At 41.2% G+C, this 20,557-nt stretch carries 18 protein-coding genes and 2 pseudogenes; 11 read left to right on the forward strand and 9 right to left on the reverse strand.

Annotated elements, in window-relative coordinates; genetic code table 11:
• Window positions 1-37: 37 nt before the first annotated feature.
• Complete coding sequence (locus HBH39_RS06445; RefSeq protein ID WP_167676659.1) at window positions 38-922, forward strand: AraC family transcriptional regulator; 885 nt, start codon at window positions 38-40, stop codon at window positions 920-922.
• A 71-nt stretch (window positions 923-993) separates the two neighbouring features.
• On the opposite strand, the gene fabV is transcribed toward HBH39_RS06445, so the two are convergent.
• The 7 genes from fabV to pspF form a co-directional block, all read right to left on the reverse strand.
• Entirely contained in the window at window positions 994-2,196 is a 1,203-nt protein-coding gene (fabV, locus tag HBH39_RS06450) for an enoyl-ACP reductase FabV (protein WP_167676661.1), read from the reverse strand.
• A 104-nt stretch (window positions 2,197-2,300) separates the two neighbouring features.
• Window positions 2,301-3,083: a peptide ABC transporter ATP-binding protein gene (locus tag HBH39_RS06455; RefSeq protein ID WP_167676663.1), complete on the reverse strand. Its 783-nt coding sequence runs from the start codon at window positions 3,081-3,083 to the stop codon at window positions 2,301-2,303.
• On the reverse strand, window positions 3,064-4,071 hold the full coding sequence (locus HBH39_RS06460) for an oligopeptide/dipeptide ABC transporter ATP-binding protein (protein WP_167676665.1): 1,008 nt from the start codon (window positions 4,069-4,071) through the stop codon (window positions 3,064-3,066). Before HBH39_RS06460 ends, HBH39_RS06455 begins: the two co-directional genes overlap by 20 nt.
• 3 nt (window positions 4,072-4,074) lie before the next feature.
• On the reverse strand, window positions 4,075-4,965 hold the full coding sequence (locus HBH39_RS06465; RefSeq protein ID WP_167676667.1) for an ABC transporter permease subunit: 891 nt from the start codon (window positions 4,963-4,965) through the stop codon (window positions 4,075-4,077).
• Window positions 4,952-5,983 carry an ABC transporter permease subunit gene (locus HBH39_RS06470; RefSeq protein WP_167676669.1) on the reverse strand — a complete coding sequence of 344 codons (1,032 nt, stop codon included), beginning with the start codon at window positions 5,981-5,983 and terminating at the stop codon, window positions 4,952-4,954. The genes HBH39_RS06465 and HBH39_RS06470 overlap by 14 nt, the downstream gene beginning before the upstream one ends.
• 2 nt (window positions 5,984-5,985) lie before the next feature.
• Window positions 5,986-7,641 (reverse strand): ABC transporter substrate-binding protein, encoded by a 1,656-nt coding sequence (locus tag HBH39_RS06475; protein ID WP_167676671.1) that lies wholly within the window; start codon window positions 7,639-7,641, stop codon window positions 5,986-5,988.
• A gap of 160 nt (window positions 7,642-7,801) precedes the next feature.
• Window positions 7,802-8,875, reverse strand: a complete 1,074-nt coding sequence (pspF, locus tag HBH39_RS06480) for a phage shock protein operon transcriptional activator (protein ID WP_167676673.1) — start codon at window positions 8,873-8,875, stop codon at window positions 7,802-7,804.
• Window positions 8,876-9,055: 180 nt separating this feature from the next.
• Between pspF and pspA the strand changes: the two genes are divergently transcribed.
• The 6 genes and pseudogenes from pspA to HBH39_RS06510 all read left to right on the forward strand — a co-directional run bounded on the left by pspA (window position 9,056) and on the right by HBH39_RS06510 (window position 13,551).
• Window positions 9,056-9,739 (forward strand): phage shock protein PspA, encoded by a 684-nt coding sequence (pspA, locus tag HBH39_RS06485; protein ID WP_167676675.1) that lies wholly within the window; start codon window positions 9,056-9,058, stop codon window positions 9,737-9,739.
• 20 nt (window positions 9,740-9,759) lie between these two features.
• A complete protein-coding gene (pspB, locus tag HBH39_RS06490) occupies window positions 9,760-9,999 on the forward strand; it encodes an envelope stress response membrane protein PspB (RefSeq protein ID WP_208764187.1) in 240 nt (79 codons plus the stop codon).
• Window positions 9,986-10,380, forward strand: a pseudogene (pspC, locus tag HBH39_RS06495) (envelope stress response membrane protein PspC). The gene pspB and the pseudogene pspC overlap by 14 nt, the downstream one beginning before the upstream one ends.
• A gap of 49 nt (window positions 10,381-10,429) precedes the next feature.
• Window positions 10,430-11,887 (forward strand): YcjX family protein, encoded by a 1,458-nt coding sequence (locus HBH39_RS06500; RefSeq protein ID WP_167676677.1) that lies wholly within the window; start codon window positions 10,430-10,432, stop codon window positions 11,885-11,887.
• A 93-nt stretch (window positions 11,888-11,980) separates the two neighbouring features.
• A pseudogene (locus HBH39_RS06505) lies at window positions 11,981-13,026 on the forward strand (TIGR01620 family protein).
• A 168-nt stretch (window positions 13,027-13,194) separates the two neighbouring features.
• Window positions 13,195-13,551: a ComEA family DNA-binding protein gene (locus tag HBH39_RS06510; RefSeq protein WP_167676679.1), complete on the forward strand. Its 357-nt coding sequence runs from the start codon at window positions 13,195-13,197 to the stop codon at window positions 13,549-13,551.
• Between the two features lie 65 nt (window positions 13,552-13,616).
• Here the strand turns inward: HBH39_RS06510 and HBH39_RS06515 are convergent, their stop codons facing one another.
• Window positions 13,617-14,354 (reverse strand): YciK family oxidoreductase, encoded by a 738-nt coding sequence (locus HBH39_RS06515; RefSeq protein ID WP_167676680.1) that lies wholly within the window; start codon window positions 14,352-14,354, stop codon window positions 13,617-13,619.
• A 260-nt stretch (window positions 14,355-14,614) separates the two neighbouring features.
• Here HBH39_RS06515 and HBH39_RS06520 point away from each other — a divergent pair, with 260 nt between their 5' ends.
• The 3 genes from HBH39_RS06520 to HBH39_RS06530 all read left to right on the forward strand — a co-directional run bounded on the left by HBH39_RS06520 (window position 14,615) and on the right by HBH39_RS06530 (window position 19,292).
• On the forward strand, window positions 14,615-17,092 hold the full coding sequence (locus HBH39_RS06520; protein ID WP_167676682.1) for a VolA/Pla-1 family phospholipase: 2,478 nt from the start codon (window positions 14,615-14,617) through the stop codon (window positions 17,090-17,092).
• A 117-nt stretch (window positions 17,093-17,209) separates the two neighbouring features.
• Entirely contained in the window at window positions 17,210-18,220 is a 1,011-nt protein-coding gene (gene sohB, locus HBH39_RS06525; protein ID WP_167676684.1) for a protease SohB, read from the forward strand.
• A gap of 10 nt (window positions 18,221-18,230) precedes the next feature.
• On the forward strand, window positions 18,231-19,292 hold the full coding sequence (locus HBH39_RS06530; RefSeq protein ID WP_167676686.1) for an AraC family transcriptional regulator: 1,062 nt from the start codon (window positions 18,231-18,233) through the stop codon (window positions 19,290-19,292).
• Here the strand turns inward: HBH39_RS06530 and HBH39_RS06535 are convergent.
• The gene (locus HBH39_RS06535; RefSeq protein WP_208764188.1) at window positions 19,275-20,285 is read right to left on the reverse strand and encodes an SO2930 family diheme c-type cytochrome; all 1,011 of its coding nucleotides are present in this window, start codon (window positions 20,283-20,285) and stop codon (window positions 19,275-19,277) included. The two genes, HBH39_RS06530 and HBH39_RS06535, sit on opposite strands and share 18 nt — an antisense overlap.
• 33 nt (window positions 20,286-20,318) lie before the next feature.
• Here HBH39_RS06535 and HBH39_RS19635 point away from each other — a divergent pair, with 33 nt between their 5' ends.
• Entirely contained in the window at window positions 20,319-20,489 is a 171-nt protein-coding gene (locus tag HBH39_RS19635; RefSeq protein ID WP_208764189.1) for a hypothetical protein, read from the forward strand.
• The last annotated feature ends 68 nt before the right edge of the window (window positions 20,490-20,557 follow it).

Raw genomic sequence — 20,557 nt, forward strand, 5'->3', positions numbered from 1 at the left:
ACCTTGGCTTTTTTGTATCTAAAAAAGAGTGGTATCGATGAATATTGATCTGCAATTTGAACAAGTATTAACATATATCGATAATCACCTAGATCAGTCACTTGAATTGTCTATACTGGCAAGGTTAACTGAGGTGCCCGTCAATCATTTTGAATGTGTGTTTCAAGCTTTGTATCACACAAGACTTGATGACTATATTGCATTACTGAGGATATTAGAAGCTGCTCAGCTGTTAGGTTTTGATAAGCAAGTCTCAATTGAAGATATCGCTAAATCAGCCGGTTACGGCTCGGTTTCGGCCTTTAATCAAACTTTTTTATCAAGTATTGGTCAAACTCCACAGGAATTTAGGCTTTCTCCTGACTGGGGCAATTTATTTCATAAACAGCAACCACTTAAAACGCTGGCTCAAGGGCACGACAGCCTCACTGAGGCAGATGTTCACATCACTATTGAAACACTAGAATCTATTCCCCTAGTATTAATAAGACATAGAGCTGAGGCGCAATATGTTCCCCAATCTGTTAAGGCCTTAGCCGCTTTTAGACAGCAGCATCAACTTCTGCCTACGCACAGCCGTACTTTTCACTTTATTTATAATCAACCACATGGGATTGATGATAACTACCACATTGATATTGCAGCCAGTGTGCCTGTAGAAAAGGCCACATCGTTACAAAACCGAGTTAAACAATCGCCTTATTTTCATTTTGCTGAAATACCAAATGGCCACTACGCGGTATTTACACATCGCGGTACAGCAGCAGATTTACACAAAAAGTTAGCATACTTATATGGTAAGTGGCTTGTGAGTAGCGATTATAAATTGTGCGAACAGCCATTAATATTTGAGCGATTAGATGCGGGGCTGGACAGTTCAGATATGCATGTCAAGGTATGGCTTAGAATTACTGATAGATAGTTTTGAGGTAAGCAATCAAGAAGGCCAAACTGATAAATTTGGCCTTTTTGATTGAATTGTCGATGACGACCTTACAAGCTAATCACATCAAAGGTGACGTGTGGATTAACGTCTGCGTCGTAGTCGATACCATCAATGCCGAAACCGAACAGTTTTAAGAACTCTTCTTTGTACTCGTTATAATCCGTCAGTTCAGCTAAATTTTCTGTGGTTACTTGTGGCCATAAATCGCGGCAATGCTTCTGAATGTCTTCGCGTAATTCCCAGTCATCTAAACGAAGACGGTTTTCGTTATCGGTTTGTGCAGCTTGACCATCTGCGCGATATAAACGCTCACTAAACATGCGGTAAATTTGTTCCATACAGCCTTCATGAACACCTTCTTCGCGCATTTTCTTAAATACCATCGCGATATATAAAGGCATCACAGGGATAGCAGAACTTGCTTGAGTGACAACGCTTTTTAGTACGGCAACGTTAGCTGAACCACCCGTTTTGGATAATTTTTCATTAAGGCTATGAGCTGCGCGGTCTAAATCCATTTTGGCTTTACCTAGCGCGCCATGCCAGTAGATTGGCCATGTAATTTCAGTGCCGATATAGCTATAAGCAACCGTTTTACAATTATCAGCTAATACGCCTGCATCACTTAAGGCGCTCATCCATAACTCCCAATCTTGTCCGCCCATAACCGTCACGGTATCAGCAATTTCTTGCTCAGTTGCTGGCTCTACAGAGGTTTCAATTATGGTATTTTTATTGGTATCAACTGCCGTTGCGGTATAAGTTTCACCGATAGGTTTTAGGCTTGAGCGGACAACGTCGCCAGTATCAGGTAATTTACGCACTGGAGATGCCAGTGAGTACACCACCATATCAATTTGACCTAGGTCTTGCTTGATTAGCTCAATCACCTTTTGTTTAGCTTCATGGCTAAAGGCATCACAGTTAATACTTTTGGAATATAAACCTTCAGCTTTAGCAAACTTGTCAAAGTATGCTGAGTTATACCAGCCTGCGGTTCCGGGTTTGGTTTCAGTACTTGGTTTTTCAAAGAAAACACCAATGGTTGCGGCGTCACTACCAAAAGCAGATGCAATGCGTGACGATAAGCCGTAACCGCTTGATGAGCCAACGACTAAGACTTTTTTAGGGCCGTTAGCAATTTTGCCTTTTGCTTTGGTTAATTCAATTTGTTCTTTGACGTTTGCTTCACAGCCAACAGGGTGAGTGGTGGTACAAATAAAGCCACGAATTTTCGGTTTAATAATCATAAGTCAGTTTCTTCCTTTTACGTTGGCCATAGGATAAATAGTTCGTCAGCGAAATGGCACTGATTTTTGCCTAAAGCCTCGAATTTGGGTAGTGGTTGGAGCAGTTATTTTTTCATGAACTGAGTTTGTTCTTGGATCAGTCTTTGAGTGTATTCATGCTGCGGCGAGTTAAATAAGGTCTCTGTGGGCGCTTGTTCAACCATGCAGCCATTTTGTAGCACCATGATTTTGTCACTCACATGGCGAATAATATTTAAGTTATGGGAAACAAAAATATACGAAAGTCCCAACTCTTTTTGTAATTTAAGTAATAAATTAAGAATTTGAGAACGAACCGACAAATCTAGTGCGGTTAATGCTTCATCGGCAATAATGATTTTGGGGTTGAGCATTAAGGCTCTTGCTACGGCAACACGTTGCTTTTGACCTTCAGAAATCATACTCGGATAAAAGTTTGCATGTTCAGGTAATAAGCCAACTTTTTTTAACGCATCGAGTACTTGTATTTTTCGTTCTTGTGCATTTAATTCTGTATTAAACTTTAATGGTTCGTTTAATAAGTCGCCAATCGTTAATCTTGGATTTAATGAGGTTTTAGGATCTTGAAAAATCATTCTGATCAAACGACAGCGCTGTTTTAAGTTACGTGTTTCTAACGCTTCTTCTTCAAAAAATATTTCCCCGCCAGTACGCTGCTCTGCGCCAACTAAAATTCGTGCAAGGGTAGATTTTCCTGAACCCACTTCGCCGACAATCGCTAAGGTTTCGCCACGATTAAGCTCAAAAGATACCGGCATTAATGCATCATAATACTGCGGTTTAAAGCCTTTATAACCGGTTAAGTATTGTTTACTTAGTTTAGTGACTTTAAGTAAAGGCGCTGTCATCTTCTTGCTCATTATTAAAAGGAAAGTGGCACGCAAAGGCGCGATCTTTTATGTGTTCAACCCGAGGCTGTTTAACACATTGACGTTTTGCTTCAGGACAGCGTGGTCCAAGGCGGCAACCCGCTGGTAAATGCTGCACTGATGGCGAAGAACCTTGTAACGTTGGTAAGTTCGATTTGTGGCGCATTTTACCTGTGTAATTAGGTAGGTTTTTCAATAGTGCGCGCGTATAGGGATGGTAAGGGTTGGCAACTAATTCAGCGGTTGGCCCTGCTTCCATCATTTGGCCGCTATACAATACCGTTAAGTGATCACAGTATTGCACTAAGGTTTCCAATTCATGGCTAACCAACAAAATTGAGACGTTTTGTAACTGGTTTAATTGTGATAAAAGGCGAAATATTTGCGCTTGGGTATTCAACTCCATTGAGTTGGTAGGTTCATCAGCAATGAGCAGTTTAGGATGGTTAGCGACCGCCATGGCTATCATTACCTTTTGGCATTCGCCTTCGGATAATTCCCAAGGAAAACATTTCATTAACGATTTCGGGCTTTTAATACCGACCTTATGTAGCCATTTTTGAGCATTTAGGTAGGTATCCTTGCCTCTGCGCCAAAATGGGACATTTTTATTAGGTACCATGGCTTCAATTACCTGACTACCAATGGTTTTTACCGGATCTAAACTGCCAGAGGGATCTTGGAATATCATGGCCATCTCGCAGCCCATTAAGTATCGGCGTTGCTTGCTGGTCATTTCTAATAAGTTTTTGCCATCCCACATCATGCGATCAGCAATAACATGCCATTTAGCATCTAAAATTCCCATAATGGCCTTGGCCAATAAACTTCGACCGGATCCTGATTCGCCGACTAAACCATGAATTTCACCTGCATTCATGGTTAAGCTAACTTTTTCAAGCACAGCGACTCTGCCTGTTTCAGTCTCAAGTTCGATGGTCAGGTTTCTTACATCAAGTAATGGCATAAATTAATTTCTTATTGGGGCGATTGCTGAACGTAAGCCGTCACCGACTAAATTGACCGCAAGCACGGTGACTAATATTGCAACGCCTGGAATGGTGACTATCCATGGCGCAAGTAACAAGTTATCTAAACCTTGAGCGATCATCGCCCCCCATTCGGGACTTGGTGCTTGTGCGCCTAAGGATAGAAAACCTAGTGCTGCAATATCTAAAATGGCAGCTGAAATTGCCATAGTGACTTGGATTATCAATACTTCCCATACATTTGGCATAATGACATACCAAAAAATTTGTAAATCATTAGCACCATCTAATTTGGCTGCGGTGACATATTCTTTTTGTAACTCTTCATGCACAGCTTGATGGATCGTGCGAATAAATTGCGGCACCATGGCAATGCCCACAGCCCAAAAAACGTTGGTTAGCCCAGGTCCCAGTACTGCGACGACTAAAATTGCCATAAGTAGTGAAGGAATCGATAATAATGCATCAAGCAAGTGGCCTAAAATACTCGATTTGAGCCCTCGCATCATGCCAGATATCGACCCGATAATTGAGCCAATAAATAAGGCACAAGTTACTACAATTAAAGACATACCGAATGTCAGTTGTACACCATGTAAAATTCGACTAAAAATATCTCGGCCTAAATCATCAGTACCCAGAAAGTTTTCAACTCGCCCATTAGCGTCCCACGAAGGGGGTAATAGTAATAATTGCTGGTTTTGTTCGTGGGGTGAATAAGGTGCAATAAACGGGGCTAGGATCGTTAAAAATAATAGAAAAATTACCATCCACAATCCAATGAGCGCAAAGGGATTTTGTGCGAAGGTTTTCCACACTCTCACAGCGGGCGAAGCAATATAATCTTGCTGGTAAATCTTAATGCGAGGCATACAGTTCCTTTTTATTGATTGGATTAATCGCTGTATGGATAAACTCAATTAATATGCTGAGGAAAATAATAAGTAAAGACACAGACAAAATACCTGCTTGGATCACAGTGTAATCTCGTTGATAAATGCCCGATACTAGCCAGCTTCCTACGCCAGGCCATGAAAAAATAACCTCTACAACAATACCATAACTTGCAAATGAACCTAACATTATGCCAATGCTTTTTAACACAGGTATCATTGCGTTTGGCAGTGCGTGACGAATGATGATTTTAAAGGTATGTAAGCCTCGCGCCTCTGCAGCCCGAATGTAGGTTTGATTCATCACGTGGTTCATTGCTTGGCGTGTCACTCTTACTATTAGCGTAAAGGGTAATATGGCTAAGGTAATCGCTGGTAAAATTAGATGCATAATGGCATCAGTAAATGCAGCTATCCGGTAGCTTGTATCTGACAGTAATGTATCGATCAACATAAACCCTGTTACAGGTTCGATTTGATATAGCAGATTAATTTGACCTGATATTGGCAACCAACCAAGATTAACGCCAAACCATAACGATAAAGTGATCCCTAACCAAAAAACAGGAATAGAATAGCCGGCTAGTGTGATGGCTAGAATACTCCGTTGCAGCATTTTATGATTGGTGAGTGCTGCAATTACCCCAATGGGAACGCCAAAAACTAGCGCAATAAACCCTGAAAACATTGATAACTCAAATGAGGCAGGCAGTACGCTTTTAAGCTCATTGAAGACATCTTGCTGTGAATTAACCGAAATGCCCATATTTCCCGTTAAACGCTGTTGAACGTAGGCAAAAAATTGCAATAACTCATTGCTCGATAATTTGAAATCTTGTTCTATTTGACTGATTTGTTCAGCAGAAGGTTGGCTTATACCTGATAAAGCATATGTTTCGTCAACGGGGAATAGATGGGTGGCGTAAAATAGCACAGCCATCATGACTAATGAGGTTGCAAAAAATAAATTGACTCGTCTAAAAAAATATCGCCACATTGTTATTTAGTCTCTTGATTTTCTTGTACTAATTGTGAGAATGCGATACCGCCATAAGGACGAATTTGCATAGATTTGATTTTATCAGTTTTAAGCAGCACTTTTTGCGCATGAGCTAACGGTATTAAAGGTACTTGGTCGCTAATGACGGCTTCGGCAGCTTGATATAGGGCTTTGCGTTTTTCTTTGTCAGTGGTAGCTTGTGCTTGCGCGAGTATATGGTCGAAATCTTTGTGACACCATTTTGAACGATTGTTATTAGACATCATTGCGGCACAACTCAGATAAGGCGTAAAAAAGTTATCAGGGTCGCTATTATCAGCATTCCAACCTATTAATACTGAGTCATAATCGTTACTGGCAAGTTTTTGTGTGAATACGCTCCAATCGTAGGACACAATATTCAACTTGACGCCAATTTTAGCTAAGTCAGCCTGGATGAGTTCTGCGGTTTTTAAGGCGTTAGGATTGTAAATTCGCGCAACCGGCATGGCCCAAATATTAATACTGAGGTTTTTGATCCCCGCTTGGTCTAGCAAAGCTTTTGCTTTGGCTTGATTATAGCTATTGGCAGCAATATTAGCTGAATAGGCCCAAGACGCTGGCGGTAATAACCCCGTAGCCTCAACGGCAATGTCGTTATAAACCACATCAAGAATATTCTGTTTATCAATTGCATAGGCTAACGCGCGACGGACACGAATATCATTTAGCGGTGGTTTTTGAGTGTTAAAAGCCCAAAATGCCACATTTAACCCCGCTTTAGCATCCACCAAAATGTGTTCATGTTGATCAACAACAGCCAACTCACCGGCTTTAGGCAGAGCCGACACGCTGCAATCGCCAGTAATTAGTTTTGCAATGCGGGTGGTGCTGCGAGGGGTAATATCAAATACTAAATGCTCTATTTCAACATTGTTACCCCAGTATTTAGGATGTTTGACATAGCGAATAAAATCATTTTTAACATATTCGGTTAATTGGAATGGACCAGTACCAATCGGTTGTTGGTCGATAATTTCTGGCGTACCTTGAGCGAGTAAAGTTGCGCCATACTCTGCCGACAAGATCACGGCAAAGTCTGTCGCCAAATTGGATAAAAAAGAAGCATCTTTGCGGTTTAAATGAAATGCAAGGTTGTAATCATCCACTTTTTCTATACTTCTAATTAAGTTACTAAAATTGATACTTTGAAAAAATGGGTAACCTGTTCGGCTAACATTATGAAACGGATGCTGTGGATCGATAATGCGATTAAAAGAAAATAAAACATCATCAGCATTTAAGGCTCTGCTTGGTGTGAAGCGATTTGTTTGATGAAAAAATACCTGTTCTCTTAAGGTGAAATAATAGCTCAATCCATCTTGGCTAATGTGCCATTTTGTTGCTAAGCCGGGAACGATGTCAGCGGCATCTTGGCTGTAGTTTACTAATTGATTATAAATTTGATGAGATGTTGCATCGATTGTCGTGCCAGAGGTGACTAACTGCGGGTTAAAGCTTTCAGGGTTGCCTTCGCTGCAATATACCAAGCCTGATGGTGGCGTAGCTTGACCGCACGCAGTAAGTAATACCCCACTTAAGCCTAATAATAAAGACTGAAAGAATGGTTTTAGTCGCGCAGCTATTAATCGCACTAGCGTAATTGGCAAGAGCATAGGTTTATCGTATTTTTGCGAGTCTGAGAAGTTATTTTAACAGTGTAAATCTGTTCGGGGCAAACAAGTTATTAAATTGTTTCTATAAGAGATTTTACAACAGCGCCTGAGTATTGATTAACACTCAGGCGCTCTCGGAGCCATGGGGCATGTCTTTAGCCTAAAGCAGATCATATTTTTTCAAAATACCACGTAATTGATGGTAACTTAGCCCCAGATTTTCGGCTGTTTTCTTCTGATTAAATTGGCTTTCAGCTAATGCTTGTTGCAATAAGGAAATTTCTTGTTGCTCTGTATATTGCTTAAAGTCGATGGGGAAACTGATAGTGTTGTTGCTCGTCATAGGTTCTGACGTTTTTGTGTTTGAGTCTTCTTGAGGCGCAGCTTGATTGGTCGATGGTTTCTGACTCACTTGCTGACGCTCAATGGTTTTAACCCGTGATTGTGGGCGATAAGGTGAGGCAAATGGGTCAAGAATAATATGATCGATTTCTTGGCCATCACTGCCTTCACGGTAGACACTTCGCTCAACAACGTTTTTAAGCTCACGAATATTACCAGGCCATGTATAACTCAATAACTGCTCAATAGCCAAAGGACTAAAGCCGCCAAAAAACTCTAAATTTAATTGGCGCGCCATATTCACCGCAAAATACTCTGCTAGAGGCATAATGTCTTCTGTACGGCTTCTAAGTGGCGGCAGGGTGATGACATCGAATGCGAGTCTGTCTAATAAATCTGCTCTAAACTCACCGCAGTCGGCTAATGAGGGTAAATCTTCATTGGCTGCACAAATTAATCGCACATCACTTTGTACCGTTTTACTGCCACCCACTCGTTCAAACTCACCATATTCAATTACTCTGAGTAGTTTTTCTTGTATAAGACCTGAGGTATTGGCTAACTCGTCTAAAAATAGCGTGCCACGATCAGCTCGTTCAAAACGGCCTTCATGTTTACCTTTTGCGCCAGTAAATGCACCTGATTCATGACCAAATAACTCACTTTCAAGTAAACTTTCACTTAAAGAAGAACAATTAAGTTTTATAAAAGCTTGATCCCACCTTGCTGATAAGTAGTGTAAACGTTCGGCAATCAGTTCTTTACCTGTTCCACGCTCACCAATAATGAGTACAGGCTTTGACAAGGGAGCCACTTTCGAGACATGCTCTAGTACTTCGAGCAAAGCATTGGATTGGCCGATAAGGTTATCTTGTTGAAATTGCTTATTCACAGTAATAAATTAGTCTTTTACGCTAATAATTGGTTAAATTCATAATAGATGGCTTACGATAATAAATAAAGAAAAACATACTGTACGGCTTAAGTCTTTGAAATTATAGTTTTTGTTAATGTTGGCACACTTAATGTATTAACTTAACCGACATCCACATAAAACTTTGAGGAACACATTATGGGAATTTTCTCTCGCTTTGCTGATATCGTTAATTCAAACATCAGCGCATTACTTGATAAGGCTGAAGATCCAGAAAAAATGGTTCGCCTAATTATCCAAGAAATGGAAGATACATTAGTAGAAGTACGTTCTACCTCAGCAAAAGTGATTGCCGAGAAAAAAGAATTACTTCGCCGCATCAGTCGAGTGCAAGAACAAGTGCAAGATTGGCAAGATAAAGCGGAATTAGCTATTGCTAAAGACCGTGAAGACTTAGCAAAAGCTGCATTAGTTGAAAAGCAAAAGACGGGCGGATTGTTATCAACATTAGAGATGGAATTGCAAGTTGTTGAAGAACACATCTTACGCTTAAAAGATGAAGTTGCGCAGCTGCAAGACAAATTAAACGATGCTCGAGCTCGTCAAAAAACCATCATTATGCGCAAGCAAACTGCAACTTCGCGTTTAGAGGTAAAAAAGCAGCTTGATTCAAGTAAAATTGATGATGCCATGATGAAGTTTGAGCAATATGAACGTCGTGTTGAAGGGCTTGAAGCACAAGTTGAGTCCTATGATATAGGCAAAAAGAACACCTTGGCAGATGAGTTTGCAGCATTAGAAGCAGAAGATTCTGTGAATGATGAACTTGCAGCACTTAAAGCGAAAGTTAAAGCTAAAAACCAAACTAAATCAAAATCATAATAATTTTTCAGAGGTGAGTTATGGACATGGATCTTCTTATTGCACCCATTATCATTTTTATGGCATTGGTGGCACCAATTTGGTTGATTCTTCACTACCGCAGTAAGCGACAAGTGAGCCAAGGACTCACAGAGGAAGAATTTACTCAATTAAATGACTTGATTACTAAAGCGGATAAAATGCACCACAGGATAGAAACCTTGGAAGCCATTCTTGACGCTGAATCACCTGAGTGGAGGACAAAACATGAGCGAGTCTAAAGGACGAACCTTATATCGCAGCCCTCAGGGGGGAAAATAGCTGGGGTATGCGCAGGTATTGCCGAGTACCTTAATTCAGAGGTTTGGTTGGTAAGAGTGATTGCAGTATCGATATTCTTACTAGGTGGTAGTGGTGTTATTTTGGTAATTTATATCGCCATGTGGATGATTTTAGATATAAAACCTTTAGTTCGGCAACACGATGAAAACTATAAGGATATTGAGGTTAAGAAAAAGGTGTGGCAAGCAGGGGAACCTGCGAAACAAGCACTGTTTGATGTTAATCGTCAGTTTTCAACCTTGGAAATGCGCTTACAAAGGCTTGAAAAACACGTCACATCAGATACCTTTGATTTGAAACGTCAAATCAACAATTTGTAATCACAATAGGGCGGCTATCCGCCCTTTGTTTATTGTTGGAACCTGCCAAATGAGTCTACTTGACCGCTCTTTGAATAAAATTAGCCGCAAAGCACAATCTATCGTTCATCGAAGTTCCGACCGTCATGTGCGATTAGCTGTCACTGGGTTATCTGGTGCGGGCAAAACAGCATTTATTACTGGTCTTGTAAACCAATTACTTCATGCAGGGATTAATTACGATAAAAATCCTTTGCCATTATGGCAGGTTGCACGCGATGGTCGTTTACTTGGCGTTAAACGAACATTACAGCCTGATTTAGCCATTGCCAGTTTTGACTATCAAACCGCGATGGAAGCTTTAGGCGGTGATCCTGCTCAATGGCCAGCGTCAACCCGCAATATTACTGAGCTTCGCTTGGCGATAAAGTATCAGCCAGAACAAGGGGTTTTGGCTAAATTAACCGACAGCGCCACTTTGTATGTTGATATTGTTGATTACCCAGGCGAGTGGTTGCTGGATTTACCTATGCTAAAACAGGATTTTACTGCTTGGTGTTTGGCACAGCAGCAATCGATTTTACGCTTACAAAGCTCATCGTTATATCCCGAGTTTGCTCAATTGGTGACGCAGCTTGACTTAACTGCCTTAGCAAACGAGCAAGAGTTAAAAACTATCGCGGATACTTATCAGCAACTTTTGCAAGATATGGTGCATAAGCAAGGATTTTACTTCGCCCAACCTGGCAGAATGCTATTACCCGGTGAGTTTGCTAACACGCCATTATTGGCTTTTTTTCCTTTATTAAGCCTAACGCCACTGCAGCATGCCGAACTTAGCCAAGCATCATCGGATAGTGTTTATCAAGTTTTAAAACAGCGTTATCACGAATATGTTGCGCAAGTTGTTAAGCCTTTTTATAAAGATCATTTTGCTAAATTTGACCGGCAAGTTGTGCTGGTGGATTGTTTGAATGGCCTAAATCATGGTCAGGCGCAATTTAATGATATGGGGCAAGCCCTAAATAGCATTATGGAAAGTTTTCAATTTGGCCAATCAAGTTTATTACGTCGACTTTTTTCTCCTAAAATCGACAAGTTACTGTTTGCCGCAAGTCAGGTTGATAGGGTTACTCGCAGCCAACAAAGTCATATTTTAAGCTTGCTGACCGACATGCTAAAACAAAGCCACCATTTTGCCCGTTTTGAAGGTTGTGAAGTTGAGACCATGGCAATTAGTGCGATCAAAGCCACTGAGCATGGGATGATCCCAACATCTAGTGGGCAACAAGAAGTGATTAAAGGGACTGATAAATCAGGTCAAATTGTCACCTTGTATCCCGGTGACGTGCCGTCGTCTTTACCGAGTGGCGCTTTTTGGCAGCAACAAGGTTTTGCTTTCAGCTCATTTTTACCGCCAGCTAATACTAAAATCGCTCAGGATAACATTGCTGCACAAGACAAGCTTTACTCACATATTCGCTTAGATCATTTATTGGAGTTTCTGTTAGGCGATAAATTGGCCTAGTAATGAGTATTTATGACAGAACAACATATTAAGAAGCCGCAAGTGTTTGAATCAAATAATCGCGAAGTGCAAGATGATAATTCCTGCCCTGAAATGAGTGCTATTAAGCCGCTAAAACACTTTGATAGCGGTGAATTTATTGATGAACAGACATTACAAGCTAAGGTGAATGGCGCTTTAGAGGGGGACGAATTGACCGATTTGGTGGCAGATAGCTTACTCGGTGAGGTTACTCGCGAGCCACCAAAGCCTAAGCGATGGTCCTTATTAGCTAAACTATCATTGGTTGCCATTGGGCTTTTGGTATTGGTGCAAACGGTTTTAGGATTGCTTGATGCACTTGAACAAAGTCCGACACTATTTGGCTTTTATACGGTTGTTTTAGGCATATTAATAAGTTGGTTAAGCGTCATTTGTTTAAAAGAGTGGCGAAAGTTAACCGAGCTTAAAAAAGTCATGACCGAGCAAGATACCGCAGCGAGATTGGCTGACAGTATGCAAATGGGTGAGGCAGAACCTTTTATCGCATCCTTATTGGCAAAATATCCAAATAATCAAGCAAAAAAAACCTATTTAGCCCAAGTACATATTGAGCATAATGATGCTGAAAAAGTCATGCTGTTTGATGACATTGTATTAAGTGAGCGCGATATGTTGGCGAAAAAATATGTCACTCGCTATGCGGCTGAATCAGCGCTGCTTCTTGCTGCGAGCCCGTTAGCCGCATTAGATATGGCATTCATTTTATGGCGTAATCAAGCGATGATTTCGAAAATTGCCTCGGTATATGGTATTGAGTTAGGTTACTGGAGCCGTATTAAGCTCATTCGTGCCATCATAGTCAATATTATCTATGCCGGAGCGACAGAAGTAGCTACTGATCTAGGGACTCAATTATTATCGGTTGAAATGACTGGCAAGTTGTCAGCAAGAGTCGCCCAAGGATTAGGGGGGGATTATTAACAGCTCGCCTCGGTTATCAAGCCATGAGCCTATGTCGTCCCATTCGTTTTAGTGCAGATAATCGACCTAAACTAAGCCAGATCCATCAACATTTATTATCTGAGCTAAAAGGGTTAACTACCGCTGCTATGAGTAAATCGAAAGTAGCAAATAAAGATAAAATTAAGCATAAATAGTTATAAATTTACATTCAAGTTTGGACGATTTTCAAATCATGGTCTAACGTTAAGCCTCAATCTTTTTCGGTTGAGTTTTTAAGCCCTCGCCAGGGAGTATGGAAGTCGGTAGGGGAGTGATTAAGTGCACTTAGTAAAAGTGTAAACATGGAATCATGGAGAAAATCGATGAAATTAATCAAATTAAGTTTAATCGCCGCTGCGTTGTCAATTTTACCTTTTCAGGCTGTAGTTGCTGCAGACACTAAACCAAAAGAAGTCACTAAGGCAGAAACAATAAAAGAGGTAAAAAAAGATGCGAAAGCGGTTAAAAGCAATACAGTTGGTCAGATCACTAAGGTGAATATCAATAAGGCCAGTGCGTCAGAGTTACAAGCATTGAAAGGGATTGGCGAAGCGAAGGCGAAAGCCATTGTTGATTATCGAACTAAAAATGGTAAGTTCACTGATATTAAACAATTAATGGAAGTTAGCGGTATTGGCGAAAAACTCATCGCTCAGAATGCGGCTAATATGAGCTTGTAAGTGAGTAGGTAAAAGAGGAAACCAAATGGTTTCCTCTTTTTATTTAATTGATTCCAATTGGAAAATTATTGAGCACTTAAGGCTTGGCCATTGGTTTCAATAGAATCATCACCCATTAAAAATAAATAAGTTGGCATAATTTGCTCAGCTGTTTTTAATGTTTGTGGATCTTCTGCTGGGTATGCTTTAGCACGCATTTCAGTGCGAGTTGCCCCTGGGTTAATAGTATTAACCCTAACTGAAGTCCCTTCGAATTCATGCGCTAAAACTTGCATCATGCCTTCGGTAGCAAATTTTGAAAAGGCATAAGGCCCCCAATAAGCTCGTCCCTTTCGGCCTACACTACTTGAAGTGAAGATTATCGATGCGTTATCAGCTTTACGCATAACCGGAAGTAGTGCTTTGGTCATAATAGCTTGAGCCGTGACATTGACTTTCATAATGTCTTCAAGAGATGCAAGGTCAATGTGTTCAAATGGACCCAAAGCACCAAGTTGTGATGCATTGTGAAGAAGTCCATCAAGTTTACCAAATTGTTCTGCGATAGTTTCAGCCATATCGAAGTAATTTTGCTCTGTGGCGCCTTTTAAATCTAATGGCACAATGGCGGGCGTTGGTGAGCCTTGGGCGATAATTTGATCATAAACAGCTTCAAGTTTCTTGACTGTTTTTCCTAACAAAATCACCGTTGCCCCATGTTCTGCAAAAGCTAAAGCAGCTGCGCGGCCAATGCCATCCCCAGCACCTGTTACTAAAATGGTTTTGTCTGTAAGTAAATCTTTTCTAGCTTGATATTCCAACATGATTCATTAATTCCTTGGGGTAAAAAAGCCCGTAAAATAGACTGTCGCACAAATATTAAACGGCAGTTTTAAACAAGCGACTGAAAATTGTTAAGTAATTACTCAGGTAGATGTAATAAACTTGTAGCTAACTATATAATTTTACGTTAACTTGAGACTTGTTAAGAGCTAAAATAAGCTCTTGTGGTCACAGGATTGGACTATTGTGACCAATTTTTTGGGGAAAACAAAATTATTACAACAAGATTTGGGGAAAAAAGATGAAAAGACTCATTTTGGGTGTTGCAATTGCATCTGCTCTTGGCCTAACTGGCTGTTCTGAAGATAGCTTTAACGAAGCTAAAGACAAAGCTGACGTATTGGTTCCTGTTTCTCACATGCAGTTTGATCCAGCCAACGGCAAAGTACCATTACCAAACGATTTACTTTTTAGTGGTACTACTGATGGTACTTTACAAATCCCGGGTGAAGATGGGATTGATTATGTCGACCCACAACTTGCATTAGGCGCGTTAGATGGTTGGTCAACGACTTCACCTATTAGTCTAACTGTCGATTTAGCTAAAGATGCTCAAGGAAACCAAGTTAGCCTTGATGAAGCTTCAGTTTTCCAGCCTGGAGCAGTACGTGTTTTTGAAGCCACAGTTGGCGGTCCGTTATCAAGCGATCCAGAATGTGCCAGTGCGGCGTCAGTTTCTGCCTGTAAAGTGGGTGAAGAGCTAACATTCGGTGTTGATTTTGTCTCTAAAGCTTCCGGTAATAAAGTGGCGATTGTGCCATTAAAGCCGCTTAAGGCAGGGCAATCTTATATTTATGCCACAACCAATCTTATTCAAGACTCGTTAGGTCGTGGTATTGCTCCTTCAACAACTTATGGTTTGCTTAAGTTAGATATCGAAACCCAGCCACTTGAGACGCCACAACAACTCATGCTGCAATCTTTAGTTAACAGTTATGAAAAAGGCATGGCAGCTGAGCATGGTGTTGATCCTGAAACCATTAGTTATTCTGGTTTGTTTACCACTCAATCTGTTAGTGATGTGTATGAAACCGCTAAGCTATTAATGGCTGGCAGAGACGCTTATAAGCCATCATTTGTGCAAACGCCGACGCCATTAGGCTACACAGTGGCACAAGCTTTACAATTAACACCCGAAGATGGTGTAGCATATCTTCTTTCCGATATGGCAGATGTTTATGGTGCAGCCATAAAATTACCTGTTTATGGTGAATGTTCATCAGTAAACTGTTTAAGCCCTGAATTTGAGCCGCTTATCAATGGACGTTGGCTTGCCCAAGGTGATAGTCCTGTATCGGTTTTATTAGCGGTGCAATCTGGTCAATTAAGCCAAGCAAGTTTTGCTCAGCAAGCGATTGGTTACGGTATTGATCCAAGTGCTGCACTTGCTAACCCTAGCTTATTGGCTGGTTATGCTTGGACATTAGAAGATGGGGAAACCCCAACCGATCCAACTAAGCATTTAACCAAGTTTAATCCTATCCCTAAAATAATATCTTATGAAACAGTACCAGTGTTTATTGCGATGCCAAATGCGCAGAAAGTGGCAGCATTTCAAGCATCTCAAGGTCTGACCTTCATTCCTCCAACCAATGGCTGGCCTACTAATATCGCCCTTCATGGTTTAGGCGGTGGTAAAGAAATGGCGTTATCTTATGCCGGTGCTTATGCGGCTATGGGAGTCGCAACTATCGCAATCGATATGCCACTTCATGGCGCACGTTCTTTTGATCTAAACAAAGACGGCATTTATGAAGTCTCAGCAACGGATCCCTCGTTTGGGGCTTTAATTGGTCAACCTGACGCATTTAAGAATGGTAATCCGTTGGCATTCGTGAACATCGCTAGCACATTATCGGTTCGTGATAACTTCCGTCAGGCAACCCTTGATCATCTTGCCTTGCGTTTATTATTAACTGGTATGTATCAACAGATTGCCCAAGTGGGTGGTCAGCAAGTGTTTGACATCACAAAAATCAGTGCTCAAGGTTTAAGCTTAGGTGGTATTGTTGGTACCAGTTTCTCAACTTTTGCCAACACAGGTTTAGTTGATCCAGCTACTGGTAATGCATTACCTAATCCTTATGCAACTAATGCTGCATCGTTAGTGGCGCCAGCGGGTGGTTTAGCGGGAGCATTTGCAGGTTCTGCAGCCTTTGGTCCAGTTCTATTTGCCACCATTACCAAAACAGAGATGTTTATGGAGTTGGTTAACCAAGCTAATCCTGGTTATGAAGCCGGCACACCAGAATATGATGCCTTAGTGCAAAAAGTATATGCTGAGTTTATTCCAACTTTCGCCTTTGCTGTTCAAACCGCCTTTGATAGTGCAGATCCTATCAACCATGCTGCAACCTTAGCTGCAACGGGGACTCCTGTTCATTTGATTGAGGTTGTTGGTGATGGTGCGGGTAACCTACCAGACCAAACACTACCAAACAGTGTTGAAGGTTTCCCATTATCAGGGACTGAGCCGTTAATCGCGACCCTAGGTCTAGAGTGTGTTGATAGTACAACATCTGGTTCAGGTGTGGTGCGTTTCTCTAAAGGTCATCACAGCTCAATTGTGATCCCTAATGAAACGCCTGCAACTGATGGTATGGCTGCTCAAGCAACGGCTGAAATGCAATCGCAAGTGTCTATGTTTGCTCGAACCGCAGCTGTGGGCGAGGCCGGTATTGTCGTATCGGATAAAGATGTGATCCAAGCTTGTAATTAATCATTACGATTAAATGCATTGATTGCTTAAAAACCCAGCTAAATGCTGGGTTTTTTATTGTTCGTTTGGTATCAGATATTGGTAAACTAATTCATCATTTTTGTTTTGGAGTCTATTTTGGAATTTTTATATGAATACGGGATGTTTTTCGCTAAGGCGATAACCATAGTACTCGCAATTTTAGCGGTTGTGATTGTGGTTATTGCTAGTGGCGTGAAGCATAAAGCTGAAAAAGGTGAATTAAAGTTATTTGATGTTAGCGATGACTTAAAGCAGCTAACTCATGATCTAAAGCAAGAGTTATTGACTAAAAAGCAATTCAAAGCGTATGAAAAAGCGTTAAAGGCTGAAGAAAAATCGGCTGAAAAAGATGAGAAAACACCTGCTCGCGTATTTGTAATTGATTTTAAAGGTAGCATTGATGCGAATGAAGTGGGGTCATTACGCGAAGAAATTACAGCAATTTTAACCATTGCTGAAAAAGAAGACCAAGTTGTCGTCAATGTTGAAAGTGGCGGTGGTATGGTTCATGGCTATGGTTTGGCATCAAGTCAGTTAGATCGCTTACGTCAAGCGGGCATTCCTCTAACAATTTGTATCGATAAAGTGGCTGCAAGTGGTGGCTATATGATGGCATGTGTTGCCAATAAAATTATTGCTGCGCCTTTTGCGATTGTTGGCTCTATTGGGGTTGTGGCACAAATTCCTAATTTTAATCGTTTACTTAAGAAGCATGATATCGATTACGAACAACATACCGCAGGCGACTTTAAGCGTACTTTGACCGTGTTTGGTGAAAATACTGATGAGGGCCGTGAAAAATTTCAACAAGAACTTGAAGAAACCCATGTGTTATTCAAAGAGTTTGTTAGCCGATATCGTCCTGAGATGGACATTGCCAAAGTGGCCACCGGTGAGCATTGGTATGGTCAACAAGCTATTGAGTTAGGGCTTGTTGATGCCATTTCTACCAGTGACGATGTGATTTTAACACTAGCAAAAGATCATCAAGTTTTAAAAGTGAAATATCAGATGAAGAAAAAATTGGCTGATAAAATTGCTCACGGCGCTTCACTATCCGTTAACAGCATTATTAATAAACTGGCTGAACGTAATCAGTCGGTTTAATGATTAGCTTATGTTGAAGCAAGGTGGCTATAACCCCAATTTAATGGTGGGAGACCAATGTTATCCTGCCTTTGAGTTGCGTAATTTATTGCAGTTTATTCAGCAAGAGTTGGGCGAGCAAGTTGCCGCTACCGTTTGTCGACAAATTGGCGTTGGCCTAACTGAATTAGCCGCCTGCCAATTTGTGTACGTTTGGCAGGTGGAGTTTGCCCTTGAGGCGCTGCGCCTGCAAAGTGGTCAGCACGATATGGGGGCAAGATTAGGTGCCAGCTACCAAGTTTCAAGTTTAGATGTGCTGTTACCTTATTTAGATCAATTTGAATCAATTGGGGATTGTTTACAATTTGTGGTGAAAAATCCGCAATTAGTTGGCAGTTTTACAGACAGCTTAGTTCGAGTCGATAAAAATAAACTTTGGGTGCGCTGGTTAAATACCGGTAAAACCGCAACAGAAAAATATTCATTTCAATTTCAGCATAGCATCTGTTCTTTATTGGGGCTGGCTCGTCAGTTAACCAAACAACATGTGATGATATCTGATGTCTTTTTTGCTGAGTTACAGCCTTGTGAAGCCGATCAACAATCATTATTTATCACAGATTTTACTGGTGCCAAGGTAAGCTTCAATCAAGCTTATTTTGAATGGAGTATTGAGCTAGCTTGGTTAGAAACCCCCATTACTTACTCGTTTGAACCCACGAGTTGCCAGACTAATATCGCTCTTGGCCCTTCGTTGATTGAGCAAGTATTACGCCAGCTAATGCTCCACATGCCTAAGGTTCCGACTTTACAAGGCATGGCGGAATTAATGCATATGAGCGACCGAAGTTTACGCCGAAAATTAGCCTTGGCTGGCACCAGTTATCAAAAGTTGATTGATCAAGTGCGCTGTCAGCAAGCGATCAAGATGATCCTTGCTGATAACATGCATGTTGAACAAATTTCAGAAATACTGGGCTATAGCGATGTAAGCCATTTTCGCCAAAGCTTTAAACACTGGTTAGGTTATCCTCCGGGATACTTTTTAAGGCATAACAGCCCTGCAACCTCAAGCTTAACCACAATTACCTAAGCTTGGTGACAAACTGTCAATCCATTGCTTGATGAGCTCCGCTCCTTCGTGGTGGATTATCTCGCGGCCAATGGGAGGCATTCTATCTTTTGCTGATGATAATATTTGACGATAGTGAACAATAGAACGTTCGCCATTGCCCGGTACGATATCGTATGCCAGTCCATTAGGACCTCCATCCCACCCCGGTGGCTGCTTACAAATGCCATATTCAAATCCCGTATGATCAACATCAAAACTTAGCCTAAGTCCTGAAATACTGGCGAAACCTTGGGGGTTATGGCAATGGGCGCAGTTGATATCCAAATAGCCTTTGGCTCTGGCAGTTAAATCAGCGTGTTGATCGTTAATCGCAAATGACTTAGCAACGCTATCAAGTTGTGGCAATCCATTAAGCCAGCCTTCTTGTTGCCATAAACTTAGTTGATTTTGTTGTTGGCCATTGACAGAACTAATGTTGCGGTTCAATACATGGGCTTTTAAACCTATTGGCATAATTTTACTGTTTTGATTGTCATCATTGGAGGTGACTTGGTGGCAGATTTTACATTCTGCTTTGCTAGGAATATGGTAGTCAAACGTTAGTGTTTCTCCTTGATTATTTAGGGTGTGGCGGACATCTTTGCCGGCAATAATCAGTTCGGCTTGTTGGTTTTGCCACTGATATACCAAAGCTGTCCAACCTGTTTCACGATGTATCAGTAGGCGTGTTTCTATTAATAACTCGTTTTCTGCGCTATTAACTTGGGTGTCATAGGGGAGGGCAAACGTTTTGACTAATACACTGCCAACAGGCAGTGACATAACCCCTTTAGCTTGATAATCAATAACAGCGCCTTGTGGTAAAAATAGGAAGCGATACTTACTGGCATAGTTTGAAAAAAGCTCAGTGGATAATTGATACAATACGCCAGGGCTTCTTGGGTGTTGAGTGGGATTGCTTGGGTCAATAAATAAGCCATAGTCGCTTAATGTCTGGCAATCTTGGCTCATTAACGCCTGCCAGTTCACTTCAGAGGTTTGTGCATGACAGTCATCGAGAGGTGGGGGGTAGGTGGAACGCTAACGATTGGCGGCGCGCTTGTATCAGGCGTATCTGTGTTTGAATCATCACCTGTGCAAGCCGATAATGTGCTGAACATCGTGATCATCAATATGGTTCTAACGTTCAGAGTGGCATTTTTAGTAAAGACATAAAGCATATTGATACCTGCAATATGATAGCGTGTAACAATGAATAGCCGGGTTTCCCCGGCTATTGTTTG

Source organism: Shewanella aestuarii, from assembly GCF_011765625.1.
Taxonomy (GTDB): domain Bacteria; phylum Pseudomonadota; class Gammaproteobacteria; order Enterobacterales; family Shewanellaceae; genus Shewanella; species Shewanella aestuarii_A.